Annotated in this window: 24 protein-coding genes and 1 pseudogene; 16 read left to right on the forward strand and 9 right to left on the reverse strand. The window is 65.9% G+C overall.

Translation table 11 applies throughout. The features are described 5' to 3' along the window. Positions 1 to 60 precede the first annotated feature (60 nt). Entirely contained in the window at positions 61 to 1,089 is a 1,029-nt protein-coding gene (gene fni / locus SJY26_RS09705; RefSeq protein ID WP_396592853.1) for a type 2 isopentenyl-diphosphate Delta-isomerase, read from the forward strand. A gap of 12 nt (positions 1,090 to 1,101) precedes the next feature. Here the strand turns inward: fni and trmFO are convergent, their stop codons facing one another. After that, positions 1,102 to 2,484 (reverse strand): methylenetetrahydrofolate--tRNA-(uracil(54)-C(5))-methyltransferase (FADH(2)-oxidizing) TrmFO, encoded by a 1,383-nt coding sequence (trmFO, locus tag SJY26_RS09710; protein WP_396592854.1) that lies wholly within the window; start codon positions 2,482 to 2,484, stop codon positions 1,102 to 1,104. 98 nt (positions 2,485 to 2,582) lie between these two features. Between trmFO and SJY26_RS09715 the strand changes: the two genes are divergently transcribed. Beyond that, a complete protein-coding gene (locus SJY26_RS09715; protein WP_396592855.1) occupies positions 2,583 to 3,386 on the forward strand; it encodes a hypothetical protein in 804 nt (267 codons plus the stop codon). Positions 3,387 to 3,454: 68 nt separating this feature from the next. Further along, on the forward strand, positions 3,455 to 4,378 hold the full coding sequence (locus tag SJY26_RS09720) for a hypothetical protein (RefSeq protein WP_396592856.1): 924 nt from the start codon (positions 3,455 to 3,457) through the stop codon (positions 4,376 to 4,378). A gap of 36 nt (positions 4,379 to 4,414) precedes the next feature. Here the strand turns inward: SJY26_RS09720 and uvrA are convergent, their stop codons facing one another. From uvrA to SJY26_RS09745, 5 genes are all read right to left on the reverse strand, one after another. After that, positions 4,415 to 7,351 carry an excinuclease ABC subunit UvrA gene (uvrA, locus tag SJY26_RS09725; protein WP_396592857.1) on the reverse strand — a complete coding sequence of 979 codons (2,937 nt, stop codon included), beginning with the start codon at positions 7,349 to 7,351 and terminating at the stop codon, positions 4,415 to 4,417. 150 nt (positions 7,352 to 7,501) lie between these two features. Next, positions 7,502 to 9,097, reverse strand: coding sequence for an EAL domain-containing protein (locus SJY26_RS09730; RefSeq protein ID WP_396592858.1), 1,596 nt, complete (start codon positions 9,095 to 9,097; stop codon positions 7,502 to 7,504). A 123-nt stretch (positions 9,098 to 9,220) separates the two neighbouring features. After that, on the reverse strand, positions 9,221 to 9,661 hold the full coding sequence (locus SJY26_RS09735; protein WP_396592859.1) for a flagellar basal-body protein FlbY: 441 nt from the start codon (positions 9,659 to 9,661) through the stop codon (positions 9,221 to 9,223). Then, positions 9,658 to 9,960 (reverse strand): rod-binding protein, encoded by a 303-nt coding sequence (locus SJY26_RS09740; protein ID WP_396592860.1) that lies wholly within the window; start codon positions 9,958 to 9,960, stop codon positions 9,658 to 9,660. The genes SJY26_RS09735 and SJY26_RS09740 overlap by 4 nt, the downstream gene beginning before the upstream one ends. Beyond that, on the reverse strand, positions 9,960 to 11,066 hold the full coding sequence (locus tag SJY26_RS09745) for a flagellar basal body P-ring protein FlgI (RefSeq protein WP_396592861.1): 1,107 nt from the start codon (positions 11,064 to 11,066) through the stop codon (positions 9,960 to 9,962). The genes SJY26_RS09740 and SJY26_RS09745 overlap by 1 nt, the downstream gene beginning before the upstream one ends. 181 nt (positions 11,067 to 11,247) lie before the next feature. On the opposite strand from SJY26_RS09745, the gene SJY26_RS09750 reads away from it, so the two are divergent. Continuing rightward, entirely contained in the window at positions 11,248 to 11,673 is a 426-nt protein-coding gene (locus SJY26_RS09750; RefSeq protein ID WP_396592862.1) for a flagellar assembly protein FliX, read from the forward strand. A gap of 180 nt (positions 11,674 to 11,853) precedes the next feature. Continuing rightward, a complete protein-coding gene (dksA, locus tag SJY26_RS09755; protein ID WP_396592863.1) occupies positions 11,854 to 12,288 on the forward strand; it encodes an RNA polymerase-binding protein DksA in 435 nt (144 codons plus the stop codon). A gap of 119 nt (positions 12,289 to 12,407) precedes the next feature. On the opposite strand, the pseudogene SJY26_RS09760 reads toward dksA, so the two are convergent. Beyond that, positions 12,408 to 13,077, reverse strand: a pseudogene (locus SJY26_RS09760) (J domain-containing protein). Positions 13,078 to 13,122: 45 nt separating this feature from the next. Between SJY26_RS09760 and SJY26_RS09765 the strand changes: the two are divergent. From SJY26_RS09765 to SJY26_RS09805, 9 genes are all read left to right on the forward strand, one after another. Further along, positions 13,123 to 13,422, forward strand: a complete 300-nt coding sequence (locus SJY26_RS09765; protein WP_396595735.1) for a BolA family protein — start codon at positions 13,123 to 13,125, stop codon at positions 13,420 to 13,422. Positions 13,423 to 13,501: 79 nt separating this feature from the next. Then, entirely contained in the window at positions 13,502 to 15,331 is a 1,830-nt protein-coding gene (locus SJY26_RS09770) for an ATP-binding protein (protein ID WP_396592864.1), read from the forward strand. A 95-nt stretch (positions 15,332 to 15,426) separates the two neighbouring features. After that, entirely contained in the window at positions 15,427 to 15,906 is a 480-nt protein-coding gene (locus tag SJY26_RS09775) for an RcnB family protein (RefSeq protein WP_396592865.1), read from the forward strand. A gap of 88 nt (positions 15,907 to 15,994) precedes the next feature. Continuing rightward, the gene (locus SJY26_RS09780; RefSeq protein WP_396592866.1) at positions 15,995 to 17,683 is read left to right on the forward strand and encodes a cisplatin damage response ATP-dependent DNA ligase; all 1,689 of its coding nucleotides are present in this window, start codon (positions 15,995 to 15,997) and stop codon (positions 17,681 to 17,683) included. Positions 17,684 to 17,731: 48 nt separating this feature from the next. Beyond that, on the forward strand, positions 17,732 to 18,721 hold the full coding sequence (locus SJY26_RS09785; RefSeq protein WP_396592867.1) for a mechanosensitive ion channel family protein: 990 nt from the start codon (positions 17,732 to 17,734) through the stop codon (positions 18,719 to 18,721). A gap of 6 nt (positions 18,722 to 18,727) precedes the next feature. Then, a complete protein-coding gene (locus SJY26_RS09790; protein WP_396592868.1) occupies positions 18,728 to 19,741 on the forward strand; it encodes a threonine aldolase family protein in 1,014 nt (337 codons plus the stop codon). Between the two features lie 44 nt (positions 19,742 to 19,785). Continuing rightward, positions 19,786 to 21,690, forward strand: coding sequence for an ABCB family ABC transporter ATP-binding protein/permease (locus tag SJY26_RS09795; RefSeq protein ID WP_396592869.1), 1,905 nt, complete (start codon positions 19,786 to 19,788; stop codon positions 21,688 to 21,690). A gap of 110 nt (positions 21,691 to 21,800) precedes the next feature. Further along, complete coding sequence (locus SJY26_RS09800; protein WP_396592870.1) at positions 21,801 to 22,364, forward strand: PleD family two-component system response regulator; 564 nt, start codon at positions 21,801 to 21,803, stop codon at positions 22,362 to 22,364. A gap of 14 nt (positions 22,365 to 22,378) precedes the next feature. Beyond that, on the forward strand, positions 22,379 to 22,834 hold the full coding sequence (locus tag SJY26_RS09805) for a chemotaxis protein CheE (protein WP_396592871.1): 456 nt from the start codon (positions 22,379 to 22,381) through the stop codon (positions 22,832 to 22,834). Positions 22,835 to 22,850: 16 nt separating this feature from the next. Here the strand turns inward: SJY26_RS09805 and SJY26_RS09810 are convergent, their stop codons facing one another. After that, a complete protein-coding gene (locus SJY26_RS09810; protein ID WP_396592872.1) occupies positions 22,851 to 23,798 on the reverse strand; it encodes an acetyl-CoA carboxylase carboxyltransferase subunit alpha in 948 nt (315 codons plus the stop codon). Between the two features lie 85 nt (positions 23,799 to 23,883). Next, a complete protein-coding gene (locus SJY26_RS09815) occupies positions 23,884 to 24,783 on the reverse strand; it encodes a tyrosine recombinase (protein ID WP_396592873.1) in 900 nt (299 codons plus the stop codon). 101 nt (positions 24,784 to 24,884) lie between these two features. On the opposite strand from SJY26_RS09815, the gene SJY26_RS09820 reads away from it, so the two are divergent. Both SJY26_RS09820 and aroB read left to right on the forward strand, forming a co-directional pair. Continuing rightward, positions 24,885 to 25,475 (forward strand): shikimate kinase, encoded by a 591-nt coding sequence (locus tag SJY26_RS09820; RefSeq protein ID WP_396592874.1) that lies wholly within the window; start codon positions 24,885 to 24,887, stop codon positions 25,473 to 25,475. After that, positions 25,472 to 26,575, forward strand: coding sequence for a 3-dehydroquinate synthase (gene aroB, locus SJY26_RS09825; RefSeq protein ID WP_396592875.1), 1,104 nt, complete (start codon positions 25,472 to 25,474; stop codon positions 26,573 to 26,575). Before SJY26_RS09820 ends, aroB begins: the two co-directional genes overlap by 4 nt. Positions 26,576 to 26,585 lie beyond the last annotated feature (10 nt).

Genomic DNA, 26,585 nt, shown 5'->3' on the forward strand with positions numbered 1-26,585 from the left:
GCGCGACACATTTCACCTATCCGGGCTTGGATCTTCAAACGGAGGTCGACGGAGTAGACCTTGACCAGCGATATGATCCGGGACCGCAAGGACCAGCATCTCGATGTCGTTCTGGCCGGAGGCGGCCGGCATGCACGGGATGCAGGCTTTGACGCGATCCGCTTCGTGCATGAGGCCCTGCCTGATCTGGATCATACCGCCATCGATCTTGGGACGGCGTTTCTGGGCCGAGCGCTACGAGCCCCGCTCCTGATCAGCTCCATGACAGGAGGACCGGCGCGGGCGGAGACGATCAATGCCCATCTCGCCGAGGCGGCCCAGGCCTTGGGCATCGCGCTGGCGGTGGGCTCGCAGCGCGCCGCGCTGGAAAGCGGGGCGGGTGGTGGTCTGAACCAGTCCCTGCGTGACCGGGCACCCGCTGTCCCCATCCTCGCCAATATTGGTGCGGCCCAGCTGACGCGGGGGTTCGGCGTCGATGAGGCGCGAAGGATCATCGACATGATCGGCGCCGACGCCCTGATCGTGCACCTGAATCCGCTGCAGGAGGCCTGTCAGCCCGAGGGTGACCGTGACTGGCGCGGCGTGGGCGCGGCGCTGGAGGCGCTGGTTCGCAACCTCGGTGCCCCGGTGATCGTGAAGGAGACCGGGGCGGGGCTCTCGGCCAGCACGGCACGGCGGCTGGTCGCAATGGGGGTCACCGGTCTCGACGTCGCCGGTGCAGGCGGGGCCAACTGGGGCCTGATCGAGGGGGAGCGGGCTGTGGACTCCGGCGACAAGGCGCACGCGCTCGCTTTCGCCGACTGGGGCATCCCGACGGCCCGGGCCATTGCCGAGGTCCGGATGGCCTGCCCGGACGCGCTGATTATCGGCTCGGGCGGCGTCCGCGACGGGGTGGACGCCGCGCGGGCCATCCGTCTGGGAGCCGATCTGGTCGGCCAGGCGGCCGGCGTCCTGCGGGCGGCGACCGTGTCCACCGAGGCGGTCATCAGCCATTTCGAGATCGTGATCCGCCAACTGCGGACGGCTTGCTTCTGCACCGGATCAAAAAATCTCGGTGCCCTGCGTCAGGCTCCTCTCCAGCCGGTCTGATCCCGAGCCCTCTCAGGCGGCGTCCCGCCAGGCCTCGAGATCGCGCAGGGCCCGCTGGCTCATCAGCCGCTTCTTGGCCCGGCCGCGTTCCTTCAGCGGGATCTTGAGCCCGGTTTCGTCGACCTTCGGCGCCTCCAGCGGGGGCAGAAGTCCATAGTTGATGTTCATCGGCTGGAACTTCGATCCGGCCAGATGACCGCCGGTGATGTGTTCGACCAGGGCACCGATGGCCGTGTGCGCCGCCGGGGCATCCAGCGTCCGGCCCAGCCGCTCGGCCGCCGCCAGCCGGCCGGCCAGCAGGCCCGTGGCGGCGCTCTCGACATAGCCCTCGACGCCCGTGACCTGACCCGCGAACCGCAGGCGGGGCATGGGCCGCAAGCGCAGCTGCCGATCCAGCAGACGCGGGCTGTTCAGATAGGTGTTGCGGTGCAGGCCGCCCAGGCGGGCGAACTGCGCGTTCTGCAACCCCGGGATCATGCGGAAGACCTCGGCCTGCGCTCCGTGTTTCAGCTTGGTCTGGAAGCCGACCATGTTGAACAGGGTCCCCAGCGCATTGTCCTGCCGCAGCTGAACGATGGCATAGGCCTTCACCAATGGATCGCGGGGGTTGGTCAGGCCAACGGGCTTCATTGGCCCGTGGCGCAGGGTCTCGCGCCCCCGTTCGGCCATCACCTCGATCGGCAGACAGCCGTCGAAATAGGGGACGTTCTCCCATTCCTTGAACTCGGCCTTGGGACCCGACAGCAGGGCATTGATGAAGGCCTCATACTGCGCCTTGTCCATCGGGCAGTTGACATAGGCGGCGGCGTCACCGCCCGGGCCTTCCTTGTCGTAGCGGGACTGACGCCAGGCGATGTCGAAATCGATACTGTCGGCGTGGACGATGGGGGCGATGGCGTCGAAGAAGCTCAGGCTCTCCTCGCCGGTCAGCGACAGGATCGCGTCGGCCAGCGCCGGGGAGGTCAGGGGGCCGGTGGCCACAATGACATTGTCCCAGTCCTCGGGCGGCAGGCCGGCGATTTCCTCGCGTTGAACTGTGACCAGCGGGTGGGCGTGAAGCCGGTCGGTCACGGCTTGGGCGAAGCCTTCGCGGTCCACAGCCAGCGCCCCGCCGGCCGGCACCTGATGGGCATCGCCACAGGCCATGATGATGGAGTCCAGCGCCCGCATCTCGGCGTGCAGCAGCCCGACGGCGTTGTGTTCCCAGTCGTCCGAACGGAACGAGTTGGAGCAGACCAGCTCGGCGAGAGAGTCGGTGTGGTGGGCGTCCGTGGTGACGCCGGGGCGGCGCATTTCGTGGATCACGACGGGCACGCCGGCTCGCGCGATCTGCCAGGCGGCTTCCGAACCGGCGAGGCCGCCGCCGATGACGTGGATGGGGGAGGGAAGGGTCATGCGGCTTCTTAGACACGCCGGCGCACTTCGTCAGCAGCCGTCTGTCGGGCCGCGACAACGACCGCTATGATGATGATATTGCTCAGCAGGGGGGCTTGATGAGCCGCAAGGATGTTGGAAGCCGCCACCTGAACCTTCAGGCGGCGCTTGTGGCGACGCTGCGCGCCCTGCCACGTCTGTGGCTGGGCGCGGGGGGCGGGCTGCTGCTCTGTGCCGCCGTGTGGCTTGTGCCGGTTGTCATCGGACCCTTGCCATGGGTCGGCCCTGTCTGGGTGATCGCAGCCGGACTTGCGACCCTGATTGCAACAGGCGGTCTCGCTCGGCTTGCCGTAACCGGGGATCTTCAGAGTGCCCGGGCGCTGGGGCTTGGTCCGGCAGGGTTACAGTTCGGCTGGCCTGAGGCCCGACTGGTTGTATCGGCCCTGTTCTGCCTGATCTTTGTCGCGATGATCGTGATCGTTCTGGCACTGGCGGTTCTGGCCATCTTTGGGACCGCCGAGCTGAATGTCGCGGCGATCCAGGCCCGGGACTGGGCCAGGGTCGGTGCACCGTGGAAACTTGCCCTTCTGGCAGCGCTTGGGACTGCGGCTGTGCTGATCCCCCTGCTGCTGGTGGTCCGGTTATCCCTGTTCATTCCAGCCACCCTGGGGCGGCGGCAGATGGTTTCGCTCAACAGCATGGGGATCGCCTATGGCAGCTTCTGGCCGCTGCTGGCGGGCCTTCTGGTGACGGCGGTGCCGACGCTCCTTGGGCTTGCCGGGGCCGGGCGGCTGGGCGGACCGGTCGGTGCGATACTCCTCCTTGTCGGCTTCACAGGGCTGCAGTTGCCACTGACGATCGGGTTCCTCGGAGCTGCCTATCGCCAGCTGGAGTACTGGACCCCGGGTGAGGTCGCACAATGATGCCTGCTCCGCGCGGGACGCGCAGCCCTTTTTCAGGTTAGAACCCCATCCGTTCAGGAGGATTGTCGATGCCATTTTCGGCCACCGAAGCCGCTTTCGAGGGATTCCGCATTGTCCGTCGAAAGCCACTGTCGCTGTTGTGGTGGGGTGCGCTCTACGCCGTGCTCAGTCTGGCGAGCCTGGCTGCGATGGTCCTCAATGCGGACGCCTGGATCGAGTTCATCCGCCTGTCAGAGGAAATGGAGGCAGCCGGCAACAATGCCCAAGCCGATCCGGGGCAGGTCATGGCCATGCTCGGAACCCTGGGCGCAGCCATGACCAGTTTCATCTGGCTGATGCCGCTGCAACTGGTCGTGACCAGCGTCCTGACCGCAGCCATCGCGCGCGCGATCCTGCGACCCTCTGACTGCGCCTTCGGATACATGCGTCTGTCGATGGACGAGGTGCGTGTGTTCGTCGTGACACTGGTGGTCCTGCTGGCCTTGTTCGCCATCTACATCGGCTGCATCATCGGCGTCGGCCTCCTGATCGGGGTTGCCGCGGCTATTGGTCAGTCCTGGGCCGGGTTGCTTGTCATCGCCGGGATCCTGGCATCGATCTGTCTCATGGCCTGGCTGGCGGTGCGGTGGAGCCTGGCCGTGCCGATTACGGTCGCCGAACGCCGCATGGCCTTCTTCGACTCGTTTGGCCTCACCAAAGGTCGATTCTGGCCGATGCTGGGCATGGCGATCCTGGCCGGGGTCATGGCCGTGGTCATCGGCCTGCTTTCGCTGATTGTCATCGCACCGCTGTCCATCATGTCCGGCGCGAGCATGTTTGCCGGCGTCGCGTCTGACGATCCCGCGTCGCTGTTTGAGGCATACCGAACGTTCAATCCCTGGATGATCGTGACGGCGCTGCTCAATGCGGGCGTCTACGCCCTGACCGTCAGTGTCCTGTACGCGCCGTTCTCGGCCGCCTACAGGGACATCAAGGAGCTACCGCACGAGTGATCCGTGCTGACTGCAGCGGGACCTGCCCCTCTGCAGTCAGGCCTTCGCCTTCGCTCGCGCCGGCTTGGCCTTCGCGGTGTTGGTCAGCGCGGCGACCCGTGCCTTCCGACGGGCCTCGTGGCGGTCAAGGACCTCCTTGAGATACCTGCCTGTCCAGCTGGCCGGGTTGGCTGCGACCTGCTCGGGCGTGCCAACTGCCACGATCTCGCCGCCGCCTTCACCGCCCTCCGGGCCGAAGTCCAGCAGGTAGTCGGCGACCTTGATGACATCCAGATTGTGCTCAATCACCACAATGGTGTTGCCCGCCTCGACCAACTCCTGCAGCACCTCCAGCAGCTTGCGGGTGTCCTCGAAATGCAGCCCCGTCGTCGGTTCGTCGAGGATGTACAGGGTCTTGCCGGTGGCCCGTTTCGAGAGTTCCTTCGACAGCTTGACCCGCTGGGCCTCGCCGCCCGACAGGGTCGTCGCCGACTGGCCGACCTTCACATAGTCCAGGCCCACGCGTGACAGGGTCAGCATCTTGTCGCGGATCGGCGGCACGGCCTTGAAGAAATGCCCGGCCTCCTCGACCGTCATGTCCAGAACGTCGGAGATGCTCTTGCCCTTGAAGACAATTTCCAGCGTCTCGCGATTATACCGTTTGCCCTTGCAGACGTCGCAGGTGACGTAGACGTCCGGCAGGAAATGCATCTCGATCTTGATCAGCCCGTCGCCCTGACAGGCCTCGCAGCGGCCCCCCTTGACGTTGAAGCTGAACCGCCCCGGCCCGTAGCCACGCGCTTTCGACTCCGGCAGGCCCGCGTACCAGTCCCGGATCGGGCCAAAGGCCCCGGTGTAGGTCGCCGGGTTCGAGCGCGGCGTGCGCCCGATCGGCGACTGGTCGATGTCGATGACCTTGTCAAAATGCTCGAGTCCCTCGATCCGGTCGAACGGGGCCGGGGCGTCCGAAGCGTTGTGCAGCCGGCGCGCGGCGGCCTTGTACAGGGTCTCGATCGTGAAGGTCGACTTGCCACCGCCGGAGACGCCCGTGACGCAGGTGAACAGGCCGACCGGAACCTCGCCGGTCACGCTCTTCAGATTGTTGCCGGTCGCGCCGCTGATCTTCAGCGTTTTCTTGCGGTCGACCGGGCGGCGGCCCTCGGGCGGCAGTTCGATCTCGCGCTCGCCGGTCAGATATTTGCCGGTGAGGGACTTGGGATTGGCCATGACCTCGGCCGGCGTTCCCTCGGCGCAGATCTGGCCGCCGTGGACGCCGGCAGCCGGCCCCATGTCGATGACATAGTCGGCCGTCAGGATCGCCTCCTCGTCGTGTTCGACGACCAGCACCGAATTGCCGAGGTCGCGCAGGCCCCGAAGGCTTTCCAGCAGCCGGGAATTGTCGCGCTGATGCAGCCCGATTGACGGCTCATCCAGGACGTAGAGCACCCCGGTCAGGCCCGAGCCGATCTGGGAGGCCAGACGAATGCGCTGGCTCTCGCCGCCGGACAGGGTTCCGGACGATCGGGCCAGGCTGAGATAATCGAGGCCCACATTATTCAGGAACCGCAGCCGGTCGCTGATCTCCTTGATGATCCTCCGCCCGATCTCGCGCTGCTTGTCCGTCAGCCGTTCCTCGAGCGTCGAGACCCAGAGGAAGGCTTTGGAGATCGAGAGGAAATTGACCTCGGAGATGTCCGCGCCGTCGATCTTGACCGCGAGGGCCTCGGGCCTCAGCCGCTTGCCACCGCAGACCTCGCAAGGCGTCTCGGACTGGAACCGGCCCAGTTCCTCGCGGACCCAGGCGCTGTCGGTCTCGCGCCAGCGGCGGTCAAGGTTGGGGATGACGCCCTCGAACGGCTTGGAGACCTCGTATTTGCGCGCGTTGTCGTCATAGACGAACTTGATCTTTTCGGTGCCCGTGCCGTGGAGGATGACCTTGTGGGCCTGCTCCGGCAGTTCGCGCCACGGCTTGTCCATCGAGAACCCGTAGTGACGGGCCAGCGCCTGCAGCGTCTGGGTGTAGAGCGGCGAAGGCCCTCGCGACCACGGGGCCACCGCCCCCTTGTGCAGGGCCTTGTCCCGGTCCGGGATCACCAGATCGGCATCAAACGCCAGCTTGACCCCCAGCCCGTCGCACGCCGGGCAGGCCCCGAACGGGTTGTTGAAGCTGAACAGCCGCGGCTCGATCTCGGAGATGGTGAAGCCGGAAACCGGGCAGGCGAACTTTTCCGAGAACAGAAGCCGGCGCGGCTCCTCGCCCTCGGGCGTTTTCGCCCATTCCGCCACGGCGATGCCATCGGCAAGATTGAGGGCGGTCTGGATCGAGTCCGCATAGCGGGCTTCGAGGCCTGCCTTGGTGACGATCCGGTCCACGACGATGTCGATGTCGTGCTTGAATTTCTTGTCGAGCGTGGGGGCGTCCTCGATGGCGTAGAACTCGCCGTCGATCTTGAGCCGCTGATAGCCCGAGCGCTGCCATTCGGCGATTTCCTTGCGATACTCCCCCTTGCGGCCCCGCACCACCGGGGCCAGCAACAGCAGGCGTTCGCCCTCGGGCAGGGCGACAAGCTTGTCGACCATCATCGACACGGTCTGGCTCTCGATCGGCAGGCCGGTGGCGGGCGAATAGGGCACGCCGACCCGAGCCCACAGGAGGCGCATATAGTCGTGGATTTCCGTAACCGTCCCGACGGTCGACCGCGGGTTCTTCGACGTCGTCTTCTGTTCGATGGAAATGGCCGGGGACAGACCCTCGATCAGGTCGACGTCGGGTTTGCCCATCAGCTCCAGGAATTGTCGGGCATAGGCAGACAAGCTCTCGACGTAGCGCCGCTGGCCTTCGGCATAGATGGTGTCAAAGGCCAGCGAGGACTTCCCCGACCCCGACAGGCCGGTCATCACGACCAGCTGCTCGCGCGGGATATCGACGTCCACGCCCTTGAGATTGTGTTCGCGCGCGCCGCGCACACGAATGAAGTTGTGCTTTTCGGTCATGGAGTCCGGGAGCGGGAAAACCGGACAAAGGTCCGGGACAGCCAGCCTATATGGGCACTGATCCCGGTGATTTAGCAAGAACAATGTAAGAACATGGCCGATAGCTCCGGTGCGTGCATCCGGATCGCGGGCCGTGCGCCGACCCTGGGCTCAACTCCAGCCAACAACGGCCCCCACCCGCCGCGCGGGTTTGATCGGCTGGCTCTCCAGCCGAGGCTCGCTTTCAGGCTTTCCGAACAACCAGCCTTGACCAAAATCGACCTTCAGATCGCGAAGGAGGTCCGCCACGGCGCGTGTTTCGATACGTTCGGCGATCGTATCGACCTGCAGTGACGCGCACAGTTCGACGAGGTGGGTAATCAGGGTCCTCGCCTTGGGGTCACTGTCCAGCCCGTCCACGAATTGGCCGTCAATCTTGACCGTGTCGACTGAAAGCCCGCGCAGATAGTCATAGCAGGCCGAGCCTGCGCCAAAGTCGTCGATGCAGACCCTTATCCCCGCAGCGCGCAAGGCACCGAGCCGTCGGCTGGCAGCCTCCACGTCGGCCAGGGCGGCCGACTCCGTCACTTCGACGATCAGGCGCTGACGGTCTTCCGGATTCCCTGCCGTCATACGCAGGACCGCCTCGACATAGCGATCGTCTGCAAGGGAGGCACCCGAAACATTCACGGCGAAGGTCAACGATGCTGCGCCCGGTCGACGCAGCCGGGCGAGAGCCTTTTCGGCCACGGCCACATCAAACGCATCAATGAGGGCCAGCTCTTCGGCCATATGGATGGTTTCTGCCGGCCCGCGCGTACCCGAAAAGCGCGACAGCGCTTCGAAATGGTGGACGTCGCCGGACTTCAGATTCACGATGGGCTGGTAGTTCAGCTCAAAACTGCGTTGCCGGACCATCGTCCGGAAGGCACTGGCTTCCTTCAGGGTACGGGCCAGAGCGGCCGTGAACGTCCGCTCGGGTTCCTCCAGCGCACCGGTCTTCAGGCAGCCTTCGAGGGCGAACCTCAAGGCCCGCAGGGTGTGGAGCGGATCCGCGGCCGGATCCAGCAGCACTTCCGACGAGCGGATGCCGAGATCGAGCCCCTCACTGAGGCCGAGCTCGCGCATTTCCCCTTCGAGATCCATCTCCGTCGAGCGGTTGCGAAGCAGGGTGAAGCGCTCCGGGCCCAGCTTCCCCGCACTGGCCCCATCGATCGAGGCCGCCTGCAATGCGGCTTCAACGCGCCAGCGCAGCCGTTCGCCGGCTTCCCCTAGACCCTTGGCGGCCTCAAGCCCGAGAACGTCCACGAAGGCGACCGCGAGGTCCTTCGATGCGCCCGGCGTGGTCAGGACGGAGCGGGCCCTATCGAGAAAGGCGGCCGGAGTCAGGGCGGGCCGGGCCTCCGGATCATGGAGGGGGTAGGGCGGGCCTTCCCATGTGACCGAGATCGACACGTTCGGGGCCAGATCCGGCATGACGAAGAGGCGGCTCGTCGCCCGGCGCACCTTGCCCTTGTCCGAGAGAAAGAGAACCTCGATCGCGGTGGAGCGGGTACCGGGTGCAAGGTCTGACAAAACGGTTCTGATGACCGCGGCGCTGACCTTGCCGACGCGATCAAAGAGGGAGTTGCCCACCAGCGCGTCGGCTGCCGCACCCGCCGTCGGGCTGCACCCCAGTGCAAAGACAATTTTTCCGGCTGGATCGATCTCCAACAGCAGGTCGGCGGAGGCAAAAGCCAGTCCCAGAAGACGCTTGCTGATCGACATGGGATCACACTGCCTGAAACCCCTTAAGCTTCACCTCAGAGTCATCGTTAACACGCCGCTTCCGCTGCGGATGGCTGGTTTGGCCGGGTTCCTTACCCTGTGCCCACCGACTGAGCAGTCGGTTCAGGCGGTCCGGTTCAGGGTCACAGCGCGCGTGTCACCGGCATGTGCGGCGCCGGAAGCACCGTATCCGACACCGACGGCCCTGGCTCCGGCGATCTCTCCTGCAATCGCCCGCACAAGCCCTTCCGAGATGGTCCGGGCGGCCTCAACCGCCCGGCTGTGGATCGCCAGCGCAGCCTCGAATGCCTCAGTGGCCGTGATCAGTGCATTTCGCGCCTCGGGGGGGGCTTGCGAAAGCAGGCCCGGATTGGCCTTCAACTGCGCTGTTTCACGACGATACAGGTTGGCCATGTCCTGGGTCTCGGACAGGCCGGCCGCGACATCCTGGGCGCGGTGAGCCTTGTAGGCCGCGGTCTCCGCTTCGAGGCGCGCGGTCAGTCTGGCCGTAAGGTCGGTCAGCCGACGCAGATGGGCCGTGGCGGTCACGGGATCGAGGGTCACCGGGAAAGCTCCTGCGTCTGTTCGGATTGCATCCGGATCATTTCGGCCACCACGGTGTCCGCGAGGCCGATCCCTCCGGCGCGTACTGTCTGTTCCGCCATGGCGTCGATCAGGAAACTGCGCCACGTCCCTTCGGCCTCACCGCCGCCAAAAGGACCATCGGTGTCCAGCCCCTCGAACATCGGCTTCAGCATCTGCGACAGGAATGAGGTTTCGAACCGTTCGGCGGTCGCCCTCATCTGTGGTGTTTCGGCGATCCGCGGGGTCACGGCACCGACCTGAAGAACCGGATCATTCATCACAGCACCTCGATGTCGGCCTGCAGCGCACCCGCTGCCTTGATGGCCTGAAGAATGGAGATCATGTCGCGGGGCGAGACACCAAGGGCGTTCAGGCCGTTCACCAGGGTGGACAGGGAGGTCGCGCCGTTCACCAGGCGAATCTCACGTCCCAGTTCTTCCTCTACCGTCACGTCGGTCTGGGGAACGACCACCGTCTGACCCTGGCCGAAGGGGGCCGGTTGGCTGATCACGGGGGTTTCCTGCACAGAAATGGTCAGGTTGCCCTGGGCGATCGCCACAGTGGAGATGCGGACATTCTCACCCATGACGATGACGCCATTCACCTCGTCGATGATGACCCGCGCCGGTGTGTCTACGGCGACCGGCATATTTTCGACCCGGCTGATGAAGGCGGCCATGCCGAGCTGGGTCGGTGCCCGCAGGGCCACGACGGATCCGTTCTCCGCGAGGGCCGTCGCGGGGTAGGTAGCGTTGATCGCTGCCGCCACGCGTTGCGCCGTGGTGAAGTCCGGATTGCGCAGCGTCAGACGGACTTCCTGGAGGCTGTCGAGGTTGAAGCCCGTCTCGCGCTCCACCGTGGCACCAGAGGCGATGCGTCCTGCTGTCGGGACGCCGCGTGTCACCGAGGACCCTCCGCCCCCGCCGCCCGAGACCGCGCCGGTCTGCACCGATCCCTGGGCCACCGCATACACTTCGCCATCGGCCCCTTGGAGGCTGGTGACCAGAAGCGTGCCTCCCAGAAGGCTCTTGGCATCGCAAAGACTGGACACCGAGACGTCTATCCGTGCTCCGGGAGTCGCGAAGGGGGGCAGTTCGGCTGTCACCATGATGGCGGCGAGATTTTTCGAGTTGGCGTTGGCACCACGAATGTTCACGCCGAGGCGCTCAGTCATCCCCTCCAGAGACTGGCGGGTGAAGGGGCAGTTTCGTAGCGAGTCTCCGGTGCCGTTCAATCCGACGACGAGGCCGTAGCCGACCAGCTGATTGGTGCGGACCCCCTCAACGGCAGCAATGTCCTTGATCCGGGATTGGGCCAAAACCGGACCGGCTACCAGCGCGGTTCCGGCAAGGCAGGTCAGCAGGACGGTGAGAATCTTTTGCACAGGTCGGTCTCTTCACCAGTTTCACCCGAGCATCATGCGAATATCGTGCCGCAGGAATTCGTAAGCGAAAACAATGGTGAGGGCTGTGGCTGCGGAACCCTCCCGGCAAATCCTGCCGGGGCGTTAACCAAACAGTCACCGTCGGCTGATGAAGGTGGCTCATGTTCCGGATCATCCCGTCATGAAGGTCACCGGCCCCTCCGGACCGGCGGCCCCGCCTGGATCCAGACCCGCGCGCTCCGCCGCCGGATTTTCCATGCCCGCGATGACCGGAGCCGCGCCGGCCAGCGCGCCTGCGGCGTCAGCGGGCGCATCAGCGGTCTCGGACCTGTCGGCCCTGATGGCCTTGCAGGGTGTAGACAATCCAACAGAGCGGCGGCGTCGCGCAGTCCGTCGGGGGCGGGGGCTTCTGGATCGCCTCGACGACCTCAAGATCGCTCTGTTGTCCGGAGAAGCGGATGAGGGGGCTCTTGATCGGCTCGCCAGCCATTTGCGTGAGGAGCGGCAGGACGATACCGATCCGGCGCTGAACAGTCTGCTGGACCAGATCGATCTTCGAGCTGCGGTTGAACTGGCGAAGGCCGATGTTCGCCGCACTGCACCATAAGGCACGGAATTTCTGCCTTAATCCCCCGCTACGGGAGTGGGGTGATGAAGAAATGTCACGCTACTCGGTTGAAGCGAGCTTAACGGCGATCACGGACGCGCGATGCGTGTTGCCGCGCCTCTCGCCCCTGCCTATAGCCGTCTTGCGTCACGGGGGGCGTTGTTCATGAGTGTGAGTGCGATGACCGCATTGGCCTCGAGTACGTCGGAAGAACCGGTCTCCTACAGGCCGTCTGACGACGAGCCGTTCATGAATGAACGGCAGCTCGCATATTTCAAACACAAGCTGCTGGCCTGGCGCGATGACATCCTGCGGGAGTCCAGGGGAACGGTCGTCAACCTGAAGGCCGAGACCGAGAATCATCCTGATCTGGTGGATCGTGCGTCGTCGGAATCCGACCGCGCGCTCGAGCTTCGGACGCGGGATCGGCAGCGCAAGCTGATTTCGAAGATCGAGGATGCGTTGCGGCGGATCGAGGACGGCTCCTACGGCTATTGCGAGGATACAGGAGAGCCGATCGGTCTGGGCCGTCTCGAAGCCCGGCCAACGGCCACCTTGTCGGTCGAGGCCCAAGAGCGGCACGAACGGCGCGAGCGGGTTCACCGGGACGACTGACATCCCTTCGGTCGGTCCCGTTCATTCGAGAGCAGGACGATCAGGGTGGTTGGTCCACCAACCCTAATCAGGCGCACAATCCGATTGTGCGGTCATGCCTCGGCGGGATAGGCGGCTCGTCAGGCGATGCCGGCCTTCTTCAGGATTTTCCAGGCCTTGATGACCCGCACCAATTTGGCCTCGGCACCCCGGTCGCCCTGGTTGTGGTCCGGATGGCAGCGCTTGAGCAGGTCGTGATAGGCGGCCTTGATCTTCTCTTTCGAAGCACCTGGCTCGAGGTCGAGATCGGCAAAGGCCCCGCGTTCGATCTTGCCGACGCGCCGGTCTTCGGTCGGAGTTCTGCTGTGCCTGATCGCCCTTGCGCCCGAACAGGCCGAAGCTGTCGCGCCAGCTCCCGGCACCGGCCGTATTGGCTGTGCCCATCTTGGCGGCGAAGGCGGCGGCTTCACGCGAGTTCTTGCCAGCCTTCATTTCCCACGTCGGGCGGCCGCCCGTCATGGCCTCGTTTTCCTTGGCCGCGCGGATCTGGCTCTCGCTCATGCCAGCGTAGAAGTTCCAGCTCTTGTTGTACTCACCGGCGTGCGGCTGACAGAAATCATAGAAATCGTTCAGCCGTTCGCGCGACTTCGGAGCCCGCGCGGTGGCCGCCTTGGTGCAGTCCGGCCACTGGCACGGTTTTTCGCCAGGCTTCAGGCGCAGGACATCGGCCTTCGCCTCCTCCTCTCCGGGGCGGGGCGGCTTGATCCGCATATCCTTGAAACGGGGTTTGTACTCGAATGACGCAGGCATTGGTCACAGTGTAAGGTCGATTTGGTCACCATCAAGGAAAGCTGCATGTCCGACGGCCCGATCGCGACGATTATCCGCGGAAAACTTCAATCCGCGTTCCAGCCGACACGGCTGGAGCTGGAGGATGACAGCGCACGACACGCCGGACACCATCATGAAGGCGGTATGGACGCGCAGCCGGGCGGGGAAAGCCACTTTAACCTGACGCTCGAATCAGTCGCCTTCGCGGGGTTGAGCCGAGTGCAACGCCAGCGTGCTGTGAATTCCGTCCTCGCCGAGGAGCTGGCCGGGCCCGTGCACGCCCTCTCCATACGGGCCCTTGCCCCGAATGAAGCGGGAGGTTGAACAAAAACCAGCGTTCACGTCGTCTTAGAAGGTTCGCCCTAGCGTCACACCCGGGCATTTCAGGATTACCGGGGTACGCATGGTTGGGTCCGAGGACATCGGCAAGAGCCTTGGCGGCGGACAGTCAGCGAAGGTCGCCGGTGCTGGCGAGGCTGCGCAGGCCCTTACGGCCATCCTGCAGACCCAATATTTGCGCTATCTGATCATCGCCAGTTGGGCCGTCGGCCTCCTCGGTACTGTGGGGCTTGTTCCTGCACTGGTCTGGTTCTGCGGCACGGTGGCGGCCGGCGGTGTCCGTGGAGCCTTTGAACGGCGGATGGCCGGTCGGGTGGACGCCGGCTGGGGCCTGCTGTTTCCCGCAGTCGCCACCGTTACCACTGCCGCCTGGGCCTCGGCACCGTTTATGGCGTGGTTCTCGGGGACGCCCTTTGGCCAGTCGCTTGCAGTTGCCCTGCTGATAGGGGGCTATGTGCTGGTCTTCTCCCAGCTACGCAGCTCGCCCAAACAGGCGATCGTTATCTCCTCGCCCTATTCACTGGTTCTCCTGATCATCCTCGGCAGCCTGTGGGGTGGCCCTCTGTTCTGGCCACTTCTGTCGATCCTTCCCTTCACCGCCGCCGGACTGTTTGTCCTGGTCACGATGACCTTGTTGCGGGAGGAGCGGATCAAGGCGTTCCAGGAGCATCAGGCGCATCTGATTGAGGAACTCCAGACAGCGCGAGACAAGGCTGACGCAGCCAATCATGCCAAATCGAATTTCCTCGGGGTCATTTCGCATGAGTTGCGTACGCCGATGAACGGCGTCCTGGGCGCGGCTCAGTTGCTGGGCGCGACCCGGCTTGAGGCGACGCAGCGGGAGTATCTGTCGATTATCCGGAATTCGGGTGACAACCTCCTGAGCCTGCTGAACGACATTCTCGACATGACCAAGATCGAGGCCGGCAAGATGACGTTCGAGATCATCGATGTGTCGATCGATGACCTGCATCGCCGGATCACGGGACCTTTCGTCGCCCAGGCCGAGGCCCGCGGCCTTGAGTTCCGGTCAACATTTGTCGGAAACATGCCGACCACGGTGCGTGGCGACCCGCTGCGGGTCTGCCAGGTGGTGCAGAACCTTCTGTCCAATGCGGTGAAGTTCACTGAATGCGGCGTCATTGACTACCGGGTCGAAGTGACGCCGATTGACGAGCGGCGCGTGGCCTTTGCCTTCTCTGTGACCGACAGTGGGACCGGGATCGCGCCGGGGGACCTGGAACGACTGTTCCAGCCGTTTACCCAGGCTGACGCATCCTCCACCCGCCGGTTCGGGGGCACAGGTCTGGGGCTGACTATTGCCCGCCGCATGGCCCATATCATGGGCGGGGACATCTCCGTGACGTCGGAACTGGGCCGCGGCTCCACGTTTACCTTTACGGTCGAGGCGGATGTGGTCGAATGGCAGGGGGAAGCTGTCCCGGAGCCGTTTGACGCAGAAATCGGGGAAGGCGACAGCCTGCGTGTTCTCGTCGTCGAGGATCACCCGGTCAACCGGATGATTCTGGAGGCCTGGCTGGGCTCTGCCGGTCATCAGGCCGCCACGGCGGAGAACGGCCAGATCGCGGTCGACATGGCCGCCCGGCAGTCCTTTGACCTGATTATCATGGATGTGAATATGCCGGTCATGGACGGATTGAGCGCGACACGCATGATCCGTTCGGCCGGTGCCAATCGTGAGACGCCGATCGCCGTGCTGTCAGCCTCGGCCCGTCATGAGGATCATGAGGCCGGGCTTCAGGCCGGTGCTGACGCCTACCTGAACAAGCCGATCGATTTCGCCATACTCGCCCGCTTGATGCACACGGCCCGCGGTGGTCGCCTCGGAGTTCACGCCGAACTGGAAAGCGGCGAAACCTCGGCGGCCGCCTGAACGGGAAGTGAGGCGGGGTGTTCAGGCCGGGCTCAAGGCCCGTCATCCAATGTGGGCCCAAGTCGGGAGTTCCCGACGCATTGGGAGACACTGCCGTGAAAAAGTTCACCACCGCCGCGCTGGCCGCCTTGATCGCCGCCGGCTCCATGGCCACCGCATCGGCCGCTGATGCGCAGTCGCGCTATGATCGAAACGACCGCCAGGAACAGCGCCAGGACCGTCGGGACGACAGGCGTGACAACCGCGATGATCGGCGCGACTGGCGCCAGGATCGCCGGGACGACCGCCAGGACTATCGCCAGCAGGCCCGGGCCTATGACAGGTGGCAGCGCGCCGAGCGCCGCTATTCGGCCCCGCGCTATCAAGCGCCCCGCGGCTACCGGTACCAGCAATGGAGCTACGGTCAGCGCCTGCCGAGCCATTACAGCCGCGGGTATGTGATCAACGACTACAGCCGCTACGGCCTGCGCGCTCCGCCCCGTGGCCACCACTATGTCCGAAACGGCAATGATGTGGTCGTGGCGGCGGTCGCCGGGGGCCTGATCACTGCAGTGATCGCCGGCCTGTTCAACTAAGAACAGGACAGGCTTCACGAGTGAGCCCCGGAGGGAGACCTCCGGGGCGTTTTCGCGTTTGGCACTCTCCATGCCTAGATGAGGTCCAATGCGCGCCTTTGCCGAACTGCTGGACCGCCTGTCGCTGACAGGCTCCCGAAACGCCAAACTTGTGCTGTTGCGCGACTACCTTCGCGTCACACCGGATCCCGACCGCGGGTGGGCCCTGGCCGCGCTGACCGGCGATCTGAGTTTCGATGCTGCCAAACCGGCAATGATCCGCCGCGCCGTTGAAACGCGGGTCGACCCGGTTCTCTTCGGCTGGTCATATGACTACGTCGGGGATCTGGCGGAGACCGTGGCGCTGATCTGGCCCGGCAACCGCGACCACCGGCCGAACCGCGAACCCGAACTGGCCGAGGTGATCGATGCCCTGTCTTCGGCCAAACGAAACGAGGTCCAGCCGCTGATCGAGAGCTGGCTGGATGCGCTTGCGCCCAAGGGCCGCTGGGCTCTGCTCAAACTGGTGACCGGGGGGCTTCGCGTCGGGATGTCCGGGCAACTGGCCCGCACGGCCGTCGCGATGGTCCGCCCGGACGTCCACCTGTCACCTCCGGACCCCGAGGGCGGGGAGACGCAGCTCGCGCTAGATGCCCTGACGGCCTCGGACATTGTGGAAGTCTGGCACGCCGTTCGCCCGCCCTATGCCGAACTGTTCGCGTGGGTCGAGGGGCGGGCTCCGCGCCCGGACACAGAGGCTCCCGGGCGATTCCGTCAGGCCATGCTCGCCGTCGCCCTCGACGAGGCCGTCGATTTCGACAAGCTGGATCCCGCAGACTATGCCGCCGAATGGAAATGGGATGGCATCCGAGTCCAGGCGGTCTTCGAGCAGGGCGTCAAACGTCTGTATTCCCGCACGGGTGATGATATCTCGGCGACATTTCCGGACGTCATGGGCGGGCTCGATTTCGAGGGGGCCATCGACGGGGAGTTACTGGTCTGGCGAGGCGGTGACATCGCGCCGTTCGGTGACCTCCAGCAGCGACTCAACCGCAAGACGGTCGATGCCAAGACCATGGCGGCCTATCCGGCGGCCATTGTGGCCTATGACCTTCTTGCCCTGGGTGGCGAGGACCTGAGGACAGTCCCCCTTCGCGAACGCCGGACGCGGCTTGAAGCGATGGTGAAGGCCCATCCCGGCGACCGGCTGCATCTTTCGCCCGTGGTTGCCTATGAGGGTTGGCCGGACCTGGCCGTGCTGAGAGCCGACCCGCCGGTGGGTGCGGCCGCCGAGGGGCTGATGCTGAAGCGCTGGGACAGCACCTATGTCGCCGGTCGACCCAAGGGGCCGTGGTTCAAATGGAAGCGGGACCCCCACACCGTCGACTGTGTGATGATGTATGCCCAGCGGGGGCACGGGAAGCGGTCCAGCTTCTACTCCGACTTCACCTTCGGGGTCTGGACCCCCGAGGGCGCGCTGACCCCGGTGGGCAAGGCCTATTTCGGCTTCACCGATGAGGAACTGAAGCAACTCGACAAGTTTGTGCGCGATCACACCGTGGACCGGTTCGGGCCCGTGCGCTCGGTGCGGGCCGAGCGGGACTTCGGTCTCGTGCTCGAGATTGCCTTCGAGGGGTTGAACCGGTCGCCGCGACACAAGTCCGGCGTGGCCATGCGCTTTCCCCGGATCAGCCGGATCCGGTGGGACAAGCCGGCGCGGGAGGCGGCGACGCTTGCCGAGGTGATGGATCTGCTGGACGCCATCGAGACCGGGGGAGGGCGGATCGCGACGACCTGAACCGGGGCCGGGGCTTCCAAATCAGGATCAAGGCGTTAGACCGCCCGCATGTCTTCTGCCGCCGACCCGATCACCACCCTCATCACCACCGGCCAACAGGCTATGGCGGTCGATGCCGTGATGCTGACCCGCTTGACCCAGATGGCAGGGGATTTCGCCGTCAACCTGTCGATAGCGGTGATCACCCTGGTGGTCACGGTGTTCGCCGCCCGATGGGCTTCCTCTGCTACGCGCAAGGGCCTCGGGCGAGTGCGGGGATTCCGGCACGACCCGACGGTCCTCAGTTTTGCCGTTCAGATCGTCAGGGTGCTGGTCTTCCTGATCGGCTTTATCGCCGTCCTCCAGCGTCTCGGGGTTCAAACCACCTCGATCATTGCCGTTCTCGGTGCCGCGTCGCTGGCGGTCGGACTGGCGTTACAGGGCACGCTTTCCAATGTCGCCGCCGGTGTCATGTTGCTGATCCTGCGTCCCTATCGCGTGGGCGATCTGGTCAACATCAACGGCAATATCGGGAAGGTCCAGCGACTGGACCTGTTTTTCACCCAGATCGCCGACGCCAACAATGTGAAGATCATGGCTCCCAACGCAAAGGTGTTCGGCGACGTAATCCTGAATCTCTCTGGTCAGAAAACCCGGCGCATGGAGCTGAAGATTGGCGTCGGCTACGGCGTCAACCTGACCCAGACACGCGAGGTCCTCACCGCTGCCGCCGCCGCTCATGAGGCGGTTCTTCCGGACCCCGCCCCGTGGGCCGGGGTTACCGACATGCTCGACAGCGCCATGGAAGTGACCCTCACGGCATGGGTGCGTTCGGAGGATTACTGGCAGACGCGCGCGGATGTCTTCCAGGCGTCCAAGGAGGCTCTGGACGCCGCGGGCATCGAAATTCCCTTCCCGCACCAGGTGGCAGTGCCCTACGGCGACGACGATCTGGTCTTTCCGGTTACGGCTGAAGGGATCGGCATCCGACGCCCGAAAGGGGAAACCGCCAATGCCGGCTTTGACCCTAGCCGGGACAGCGACCAGAGTGAGGCCTGACGGGTGATGCGTTACGATTTCGGTTCCGACAATACCGCCGGCATGGCTCCGGCAGCCCTCCAAGGGCTGATCGATGCCAATACTGGTCCGGCGCGGGCCTATGGTGCCGACGACGTCACAGCGCGCGCGGCCGAGCAGATCCGGCAGCGGCTCGATGCCGACGCCGACATCCGCTTTGTCTTTTCCGGCACGGCCGCGAATGCGATCGCCTTGTCGATGCTGGCCGCGCCGCACGAGGCGGTGCTGGCGCACCATTCCGCCCATGTCTGCACTGACGAGACCGGCGCACCGGGCTTCTTTGGTCACGGCGTCGGCCTGATCGGCCTGCCGGGGCTGTCCGGCCGGATCGACGCGCGGGCGCTTGAGGCGGCTCTGGCTGAACCGGAAGTGGGTCATCGCCAGCCCCCGGCTGCCTTGAGTGTGACGCAGTCGACCGAGTACGGGACTGTCTATGCGGCTGAAGATCTGCGGCGGCTGATCGAGCCCGTGAAGGCCCGGGGGTATGGCGTGCATATGGACGGGGCACGGCTGGCCAATGCGGTGGCGGCCGGGTTCGACCTGAAGGAGGTCGCCCGGCTGGGAGTCGATATCCTGGTGTTCGGCGGAGCCAAGGCGGGGGGACTGTGCACGGAGGCGATTGTCCTTCTGGACAAGTCGCTCGGCCGGCGCCTCGACAATCGGCTGAAGCAATCGGGCCAGACGGCATCAAAGGGTCGCTTTCTGTCCGGGCCTTTCCTGGGGATGCTGGAGGGCAGGGCCTGGGAGGACGGAGCGGCCCACGCCAACCTGATGGCGCAGCGACTGGCGACTGGTATCGCGACACGGTCCCCGTGGGCGCTGGCCCATCCGGTCGAGGCGAATGCCGTGTTCGTCCGCATGCCGGCCATGGCCCATGCGCGCCTGAACGATCTGGGCTGGGCCTGCTATCGCTTCGACGACGGCTCTGTCCGGTTCGTCTGCTCCTGGGCCACGCAGGAGGCCGTCGTGGACGAACTGCTGGAGGCGATCGCCGGGCTTTGAGGTGACGCCTTCCACCCGCGCCCGGCGCAGTCCATATCCGTGCCATGGCGCGAGGTGAACGATCGGGACATCGGGGTGGGGGCATAGAGGCCAAGGCACATGGTGCGGGGGTGGTGGCGGAGATGCCGCCGGATCCCAAAACTCTGCCCGCCCTGCTGGATCTCATGCGGCTGGTCGCCCGTTCGGGCGCGCCCCAGCTGCGGCTGAGACTCTTCGGTTCAATACTGCTGACCATCCTTGGCAAGGCGCTGGGCGTGCTGGCCCCTCTGGTGCTGGGCGCGGCGGTCAATCATTTGGCCCGGGACCAGCCCGCTGGCGTGTCGGTCGGGCTGGGGTTCGCCGGCTTTGCCGTGGGTTGGGCGATTGTGCGGTTTCTGTCGTCCACGGCCCCCCAGCTTTCCGACGTGATCTTCGCCCCTGTGCGTCAGGCCGCCCAGCGCGCCGCCGCGACGGAAACCTTTGCGCACGCCCTGCATCTGTCGCTGGATTTCCATCAGACGAAACGGTCCGGCGCGCTGTCGCGGACAGTGGACCGGGGCTCGCGCTCGGTCGACTTCCTGCTCCGGATCCTGGCTTTCAACCTGGTGCCGACCGGACTCGAGCTGATCCTTGCGGCCGGGGTGCTCGGAGGGGCCTATGACTGGCGATTCGCCGCAGTCGCCGTGGTGGTGGTGGTCATCTACACCGGCCTGACCTTCGCCATATCGAACTGGCGGATCGAGCACCGGCGGACGATGAACACGGCCGATACAGAGGCTGCCGGTCAGGTCGTCGATGCCCTGATCAACTATGAGACGGTGAAGTCCTTCGGAGCAGAAACTCGGGCGGCCGCGGGTTATGACCGCGCGCTTGGGGCCTACAACGCGGCAGCGCTCAAGGCCAACAGCTCACTGGCCCTGCTGAACGGTGTCCAGGCCCTGATCATGAATGTCGGGCTGGGCGTCATGGCGGTGATGGCCGGATTCGAGGCGGCGGCCGGACGGATGGGGCCGGGCGATGTAACGGCGGCGGTTCTCATCCTGATTTCGCTGTACGGCCCCCTGAACATTCTGGGCTTCGCCTATCGTGAAATTCGCCAGTCTTTCATCGACATGGAGGAGATGCTGAAGGTAACGCGACAGACGCCCCAGGTTGCCGATGCGCCCGGCGCACCAGCGCTGCCGCGTCCTCAGGATCGAAAAGGCGGCACGCTGGCGTTCGAGGCCGTCTCGTTCCGGCACGACGCCCGGACGGGAGGGCTGGAAGACGTCTCCTTCCGCGTTGCCCCGGGCACGACAACGGCACTGGTAGGGCCATCGGGCTCCGGCAAATCCACTATCGTCAAACTGGCCCTGCGTCTGCTGGACGCCCAGAACGGCCGCGTGATCATCGACGGAGCCGATGTCCGCGACGTGACCCAGGCCTCCCTGCGGCAGGCCGTGGCCCTGGTGCCCCAGGACGTTGCCCTGTTCAATGATACGCTGGCCACCAACATCGCCTTCGCCCGGCCGGAGGCGACCGAGGATGAGATCTGGGCGGCGGCGGAGGCGGCCGAACTGGCCGGCTTCATCCGCGGCCTGCCGGACGGAATGGAGACCCGGGTCGGCGAACGGGGGCTGAAGCTGTCCGGTGGCGAGCGTCAGCGGGTCGGCATCGCCCGGGCCCTGCTGGCCGATCCCTCCATCCTGATCTTGGACGAGGCGACGAGCGCACTCGACAGCCGCACGGAAGCGGCGATCCAGAAGACCCTGCGCAAGGCCAAGGCCGGTCGAACAACCCTGGTCGTCGCCCATCGGCTGTCGACCATCGCCGATGCGGAGCAGATCCTGGTCCTGAAGTCCGGACGGATCGTCGAACGAGGGGCGCATCATGAGCTGGTGGCGCGGGTCGGCGGCGAATACGCCGCCCTTTGGCGCAAGCAGACGCGCGGGGCACGGACAGGTCTCGAGGCCGGATCCCTGAAGGCGTGAGCGGGACGCGAGGTCCGGTCGTCGATTGCGGCAAGCGCTACCATACCACCTGCTGATCAAGTCGGTTACACTCGATTCGTGTGCGCTTGCGCCAGCTATGATGGTGATGTGTGTCGACCCAGTTCAGCAGCACCCTGCGCGAAAGCGCAACCATCAACCTGACCGATGCGGTCACCATGATCGTCGAGGACTCACCCTTCGTCCTCAAACTGACCTCGAGCGCCCTGGCCGGGTTCGGCATTCGGAGCCGCTTCGTGTGCCATAAGCCGGAAGAAGCCAAGGCGATCCTCGCCGAGACGCCGGTCGACCTGATCCTCGTCAACTGTGATCTGCCCGGCAGCGGTGGCTACGAACTGGTGAAATGGTTGCGCCGATCAGGCCTGCAGTCGAATGCATACGCGCCCGTGATCATGACGGCGGCGCATATGAGCTCGTCCGGTCTGGCCCGCGCCCGCGACTCGGGCGCCAGCCTGGTGATCGTAAAACCCTTCAGCGCCCTGACCCTTCTGGAGCGCATCGTCTGGGCGGCCCGGGACGCTCGCCCGTTTCTGGAAGCGAATGACTACTATGGACCTGACCGTCGCGTGAAAAGCCTGCCGCTCGCGGGGCCTGACCGGCGGTTGTCGCGGACACACGGTTTTCCGGCTCCACAAGCGCCCGGTAGAGACCGGTGACGGAACCCGTGAGAATGAAGCAGCAATCCTCTCGCCTGTCGCAGCTGATCGATGCGCCGGGCGGTTTGACCGTGGCGGTGGCCCTGAAGAATGCGGAGACGAACCTTGCGCCGCTCCGCGATCCGGCCCTGGCAATCATCGACCGGCACATTGCCGTCCTCGCGGCCATTGACCGGCCCGGGCCCGGTGAACCATCCGATACGCTCGACGAAATCTACGGCGCGGCCACCGCGATCATCGACTGCGCCAGCCCGTTTGATCTCGACGACCTCTGCGCGGTGGCGGCGGGTCTGTGCGATCTGGTCAGGGACGTATCGCCTGAGCGACCCTTCGACTGGCGCGTTCCGGCAGTCTATGCGCGAACCATGGCTCTGTTGCTGACCTTGCCGGTCGAGGCGCGGGACCAGCGCCATCAGGTTCGCAAGGGGATTGACGCCATCCTCGCGCGCAAGCGCTCACCGCGCGACTGACGGGCGGCGTCCGGCTTCAGGAACGCCCGATCGCGTAGAAGCGGTCGGACCGTTGCTTGCGAAGCTGGGCGGGGGAGAGAGGCAGCAGCGCCTGAAGTTCCTCCCAGACGGCGTCGCCGACCGACCGCATCGTGGCGTCTGCGTCCGCGTGGGCCCCGCCAACGGGTTCGGGAATGACGCGGTCGACGATCTTCATCGCCATCAGATCGGGGCCGGTGATCTTCATGGCCATCGCGGCGTCCTTCGCGCGGGCCCCATCGCGCCAGAGAATTCCGGCCGCACCCTCGGGCGAGATCACCGAATAGATCGAATGCTCGAGAATCAGCACCCGGTTCGCTGCTGCCAGGGCGATGGCCCCGCCTGAACCGCCTTCGCCGGTTACGGTGGCGATCATCGGTGTGTTCAGGACCAGGCCCCGTTCCGTGGAGCGTGCGATGGCCTCGGCCTGGCCTCGCTCCTCGGCCCCTAGACCCGGATAGGCACCCGCTGTGTCGACGAAGGTCAGGACGGGCAGGCCGAACCGGTCGGCCAGATCCATCAGGCGGACGGCCTTGCGATAGCCCTCGGGCCGCGCCATGCCGAAATTGTGGGTCAGACGGGTGGCGGTGTCGTGACCCTTCTCATGGCCCATGACGACGACCGCCTGGCCGCGGAAGCGTGCCAACCCGCCAAGAATGGCCTGGTCGTCGCCAAATTGGCGGTCGCCGCGCAGCTCGACATAGTCGGTGAACAGGGCGTCGAGATAGTCGACGAAATGCGGACGCTGTGGGTGGCGCGCGACCTGGGTCTTCTGCCACGGATCCAGCGCGGCGTAGGTCTTGCGCCGCAGCTGGTCGGCCTTGCGCTTCAGGCCATCGATCTCGGTTTCAAAGGATCCGGACGTGGCCGCGAGCAGGCCAAGCTCGTCGATCTTGGACTCCAGTTCGGCGATCGGCTTTTCAAACTCGAGGTAATGGGTGGCCATGAGGCGTCCGGGAGGAGGGGCCAAACAAGCCCTGTCACAAGGCGGGGGAACCTAGAGAGGTCGGAGCGAGGGGGCAAGCCGCCGTTCAGTCGTCGTTCGCCAGCGGATGGTGGCGGGTGACGATCTGGGCCAGGCGATCGGTGGCGACGTGGGTATAGATCTGGGTCGTGGCGATGTCGGTGTGGCCCAGCAGGGTCTGGACGACGCGCAGGTCCGCGCCGCCTTCCAGAAGGTGGGTGGCGAAGGCGTGGCGCAGGACGTGGGGGCTGACCCGGGCGGGGTCGATGCCGGCGTCGCGGGCGGACTGGTCCAGCAACTGGGCGAAACGCCGGGGGGTCAGATGGCCGGAAGCGGCACCGGACGGAAACAGCCAGGGGCTGTCGGGGACCTTGTCCGGGCGCGCGGCATCGCGGACCACAAGCCACGCCTTCACCGCCTCGCGGGCCGAGGTGTTCAGCGGGGCCAGCCGTTCCTTGCCGCCCTTGCCGCGGATAATCAGAAAGGCCGGATCGCGACGCACGGCCTCGACCCGAAGCGCGAGCAATTCGGACACCCGCAGACCTGAGGCATAGGCCAGCTCGACCATCGCAATCAGGCGCACGCCCGCTGCGCCGTCGCGCGCAGCGGAGGCGGTCAGCAGGCGAACGACCTCGTCGCGTGTCAGGGTGCGGGGGAGGGGACGGCCCTGTTTCGGGGCTTCCAGACGCCGGGAAGGATCGTCGGATCGCCAGCCCTCACCGAGCGCAAAGCGATAGAACTGGCGGACCGCCGACCGCCGACGCGCGGCTGTCGCGGCCGAGAGTCCCCGGGCCGACAGGCTGGCAAACCAGGACTCAATGGCGGCGGGATCGGCGCGGATCAGGCCCTCCTTGCCGAGACTGGCCTCCGCATCGGCAAGGTCGCGCGCATAGGCGGACAGGGTGTGAGGAGAGGCGTCCCGCTCGACGGCCATCATCTCCAGAAAGGCCTCGACCTGGGGGGTCACGCGAGCCTCGCCTGCAGCAGACGCTGGCGAGCCGCGACGCTTGGTGTAGAGACTGGAGCGACCATGGCCTGCCGTACTCTCTCTTTCCGCCGGGGTGACCGGTGACCGCCGCCGGACCCGATCCGATACCAACTCCGGCCCCTGGACCGGTGATTCCCCGACCGGTGCGCACCATAGCCCTGGTCGGTTTGATGGGCGTGGGCAAATCGACTGTGGGACGCCGGCTGGCTCACAGGATCGACCTGCCGTTCGTGGACGGGGATGACGCGATCGAGGCCGCGGCCCGAATGACGGTCTCGGAGATCTTTGCTCAACTGGGCGAGGCGGAGTTCCGGGCAGGGGAGGCCCGGGTCATGCGCCGCCTTCTGGAGGGGCCGCCGATCGTACTGGCCACGGGCGGCGGGGCGATTCTGAATGCGGAGACCCGGGGTCTGATGAAGGCCCGGGCGACCTCGGTCTGGTTGCGCGCGGATCTGAAGGTGGTGGCCGCCCGGGTGCAACGGCGGGACACCCGGCCCCTCTTGCGCGGCAAGGATCCACTGGTCGCCCTGAGCGCCATGGCCGAGGTCCGCTATCCGCTCTATGCCACGGCCGATGTGACCGTGGACGTGGGGGCCGGAGCGCATGGCCAGGCCGTGGAGGCGATTCTCGCCGCCCTGACTGACTACTGGAGCCGGGAGTCCGAGACATGACCGTTGTTGAGGTGGGGGGAGGCGGCTTTCGTCCCTACGACGTCGTTGTTGGGCGCGGCCTGCTGGCCGGAGCCGGGGCGCGCATCGCGCACCTGGCACGGGGCCGGACTGTTGTGGTGAGTGACGAGACGGTCGCGGCCTTGCACGGGCCGGCGCTGCAGGCGTCTCTGACCGCTGCCGGGGTCGCCTCGCAGATGATCGCCGTGCCGCCGGGGGAGGGGTCGAAGTCCTTCGCCGAATTGGAACGCCTGATGGACCGGCTGCTGGCCGCCGGGCTGGACCGCAAGGATGTCATCGTCGCGCTGGGTGGCGGGGTCGTGGGCGATCTGGCCGGTCTGGCGGCGGCGCTTTACATGCGCGGCATTGATTTCGTCCAGGTGCCCACGACCCTGCTGGCCCAGGTCGACTCCTCGGTCGGGGGCAAGACGGCCATCGATACCCCGCGCGGCAAGAACCTGGTTGGGGCCTTTCATCAGCCGCGACTGGTGCTGGCCGACATCGCTGTCCTGTCGACCTTGCCGCCCGTCCAGCTGCGGTCGGGATGGGCCGAGGTGTTGAAGCACGGTCTGATCGGCGACGCCCCCTTCTTCGACTGGTTGGCGGGGGACGGGGCTGTGGGGGCGACGGGCGATCCTGCGGCGCTGGAGCGGGCGGTCATCCGCTCGGTCGAGATCAAGTCGGCCATCGTGGGCGAGGACGAGAAGGAGGCCGGTCGGCGGGCCCTGCTCAACCTCGGTCACACCTTCGGCCATGCGATCGAGGCTGAGCTGGGCTTCGAGGAGGCCGCGCTGGCGCATGGCGAGGCCGTGGCGCTGGGCTGCTGCATGGCCTTCCGCTTCTCGGTGCGGCAGGGTCTGTGCGGCGCTGCGGAGGCCGGGCGGGTCGAGGCGGTGGTGGCGGTTGCGGGCCTGCCTACGCGGCTGGCACAGGCCGGTGCGTTCTCGGCGGAGGCCCTGCTGGAGCGAATGGCGGGGGACAAGAAGGCCGAGGGGGGGGGCCTGACCCTGATCCTGGCCCGCGCGATCGGGGACGCCTTCACGATGAGGATCAGCGATCCGGCCCCGGTTCTGGCCTTCCTGCGGGAAGAGGGCGCGGCCTGACTTCATCGGT

It is taken from the genome of Brevundimonas sp. R86498, assembly GCF_044598075.1.
GTDB lineage: Bacteria > Pseudomonadota > Alphaproteobacteria > Caulobacterales > Caulobacteraceae > Brevundimonas.

Bases quoted from the DNA above. Each gene is read 5' to 3' on its own strand.
- SJY26_RS09805 (WP_396592871.1), top strand. From the start codon at position 22,379: ATGAAGCAGCAATCCTCTCGCCTGTCGCAGCTGATCGATGCGCCGGGC.
- aroB (WP_396592875.1), top strand. From the start codon at position 25,472: ATGACCGTTGTTGAGGTGGGGGGAGGCGGCTTTCGTCCCTACGACGTC.
- SJY26_RS09765 (WP_396595735.1), top strand. From the start codon at position 13,123: ATGTCCGACGGCCCGATCGCGACGATTATCCGCGGAAAACTTCAATCC.
- trmFO (WP_396592854.1), bottom strand. From the start codon at position 2,484: ATGACCCTTCCCTCCCCCATCCACGTCATCGGCGGCGGCCTCGCCGGT.
- uvrA (WP_396592857.1), bottom strand. From the start codon at position 7,351: ATGACCGAAAAGCACAACTTCATTCGTGTGCGCGGCGCGCGCGAACAC.
- dksA (WP_396592863.1), top strand. From the start codon at position 11,854: ATGACCGCATTGGCCTCGAGTACGTCGGAAGAACCGGTCTCCTACAGG.
- SJY26_RS09770 (WP_396592864.1), top strand. From the start codon at position 13,502: ATGGTTGGGTCCGAGGACATCGGCAAGAGCCTTGGCGGCGGACAGTCA.
- SJY26_RS09715 (WP_396592855.1), top strand. From the start codon at position 2,583: ATGAGCCGCAAGGATGTTGGAAGCCGCCACCTGAACCTTCAGGCGGCG.
- SJY26_RS09795 (WP_396592869.1), top strand. From the start codon at position 19,786: ATGGCGCGAGGTGAACGATCGGGACATCGGGGTGGGGGCATAGAGGCC.
- SJY26_RS09785 (WP_396592867.1), top strand. From the start codon at position 17,732: ATGTCTTCTGCCGCCGACCCGATCACCACCCTCATCACCACCGGCCAA.
- SJY26_RS09790 (WP_396592868.1), top strand. From the start codon at position 18,728: ATGCGTTACGATTTCGGTTCCGACAATACCGCCGGCATGGCTCCGGCA.
- SJY26_RS09720 (WP_396592856.1), top strand. From the start codon at position 3,455: ATGCCATTTTCGGCCACCGAAGCCGCTTTCGAGGGATTCCGCATTGTC.
- SJY26_RS09780 (WP_396592866.1), top strand. From the start codon at position 15,995: ATGCGCGCCTTTGCCGAACTGCTGGACCGCCTGTCGCTGACAGGCTCC.
- SJY26_RS09750 (WP_396592862.1), top strand. From the start codon at position 11,248: ATGAAGGTCACCGGCCCCTCCGGACCGGCGGCCCCGCCTGGATCCAGA.
- SJY26_RS09810 (WP_396592872.1), bottom strand. From the start codon at position 23,798: ATGGCCACCCATTACCTCGAGTTTGAAAAGCCGATCGCCGAACTGGAG.
- SJY26_RS09740 (WP_396592860.1), bottom strand. From the start codon at position 9,960: ATGAATGATCCGGTTCTTCAGGTCGGTGCCGTGACCCCGCGGATCGCC.
- SJY26_RS09730 (WP_396592858.1), bottom strand. From the start codon at position 9,097: ATGTCGATCAGCAAGCGTCTTCTGGGACTGGCTTTTGCCTCCGCCGAC.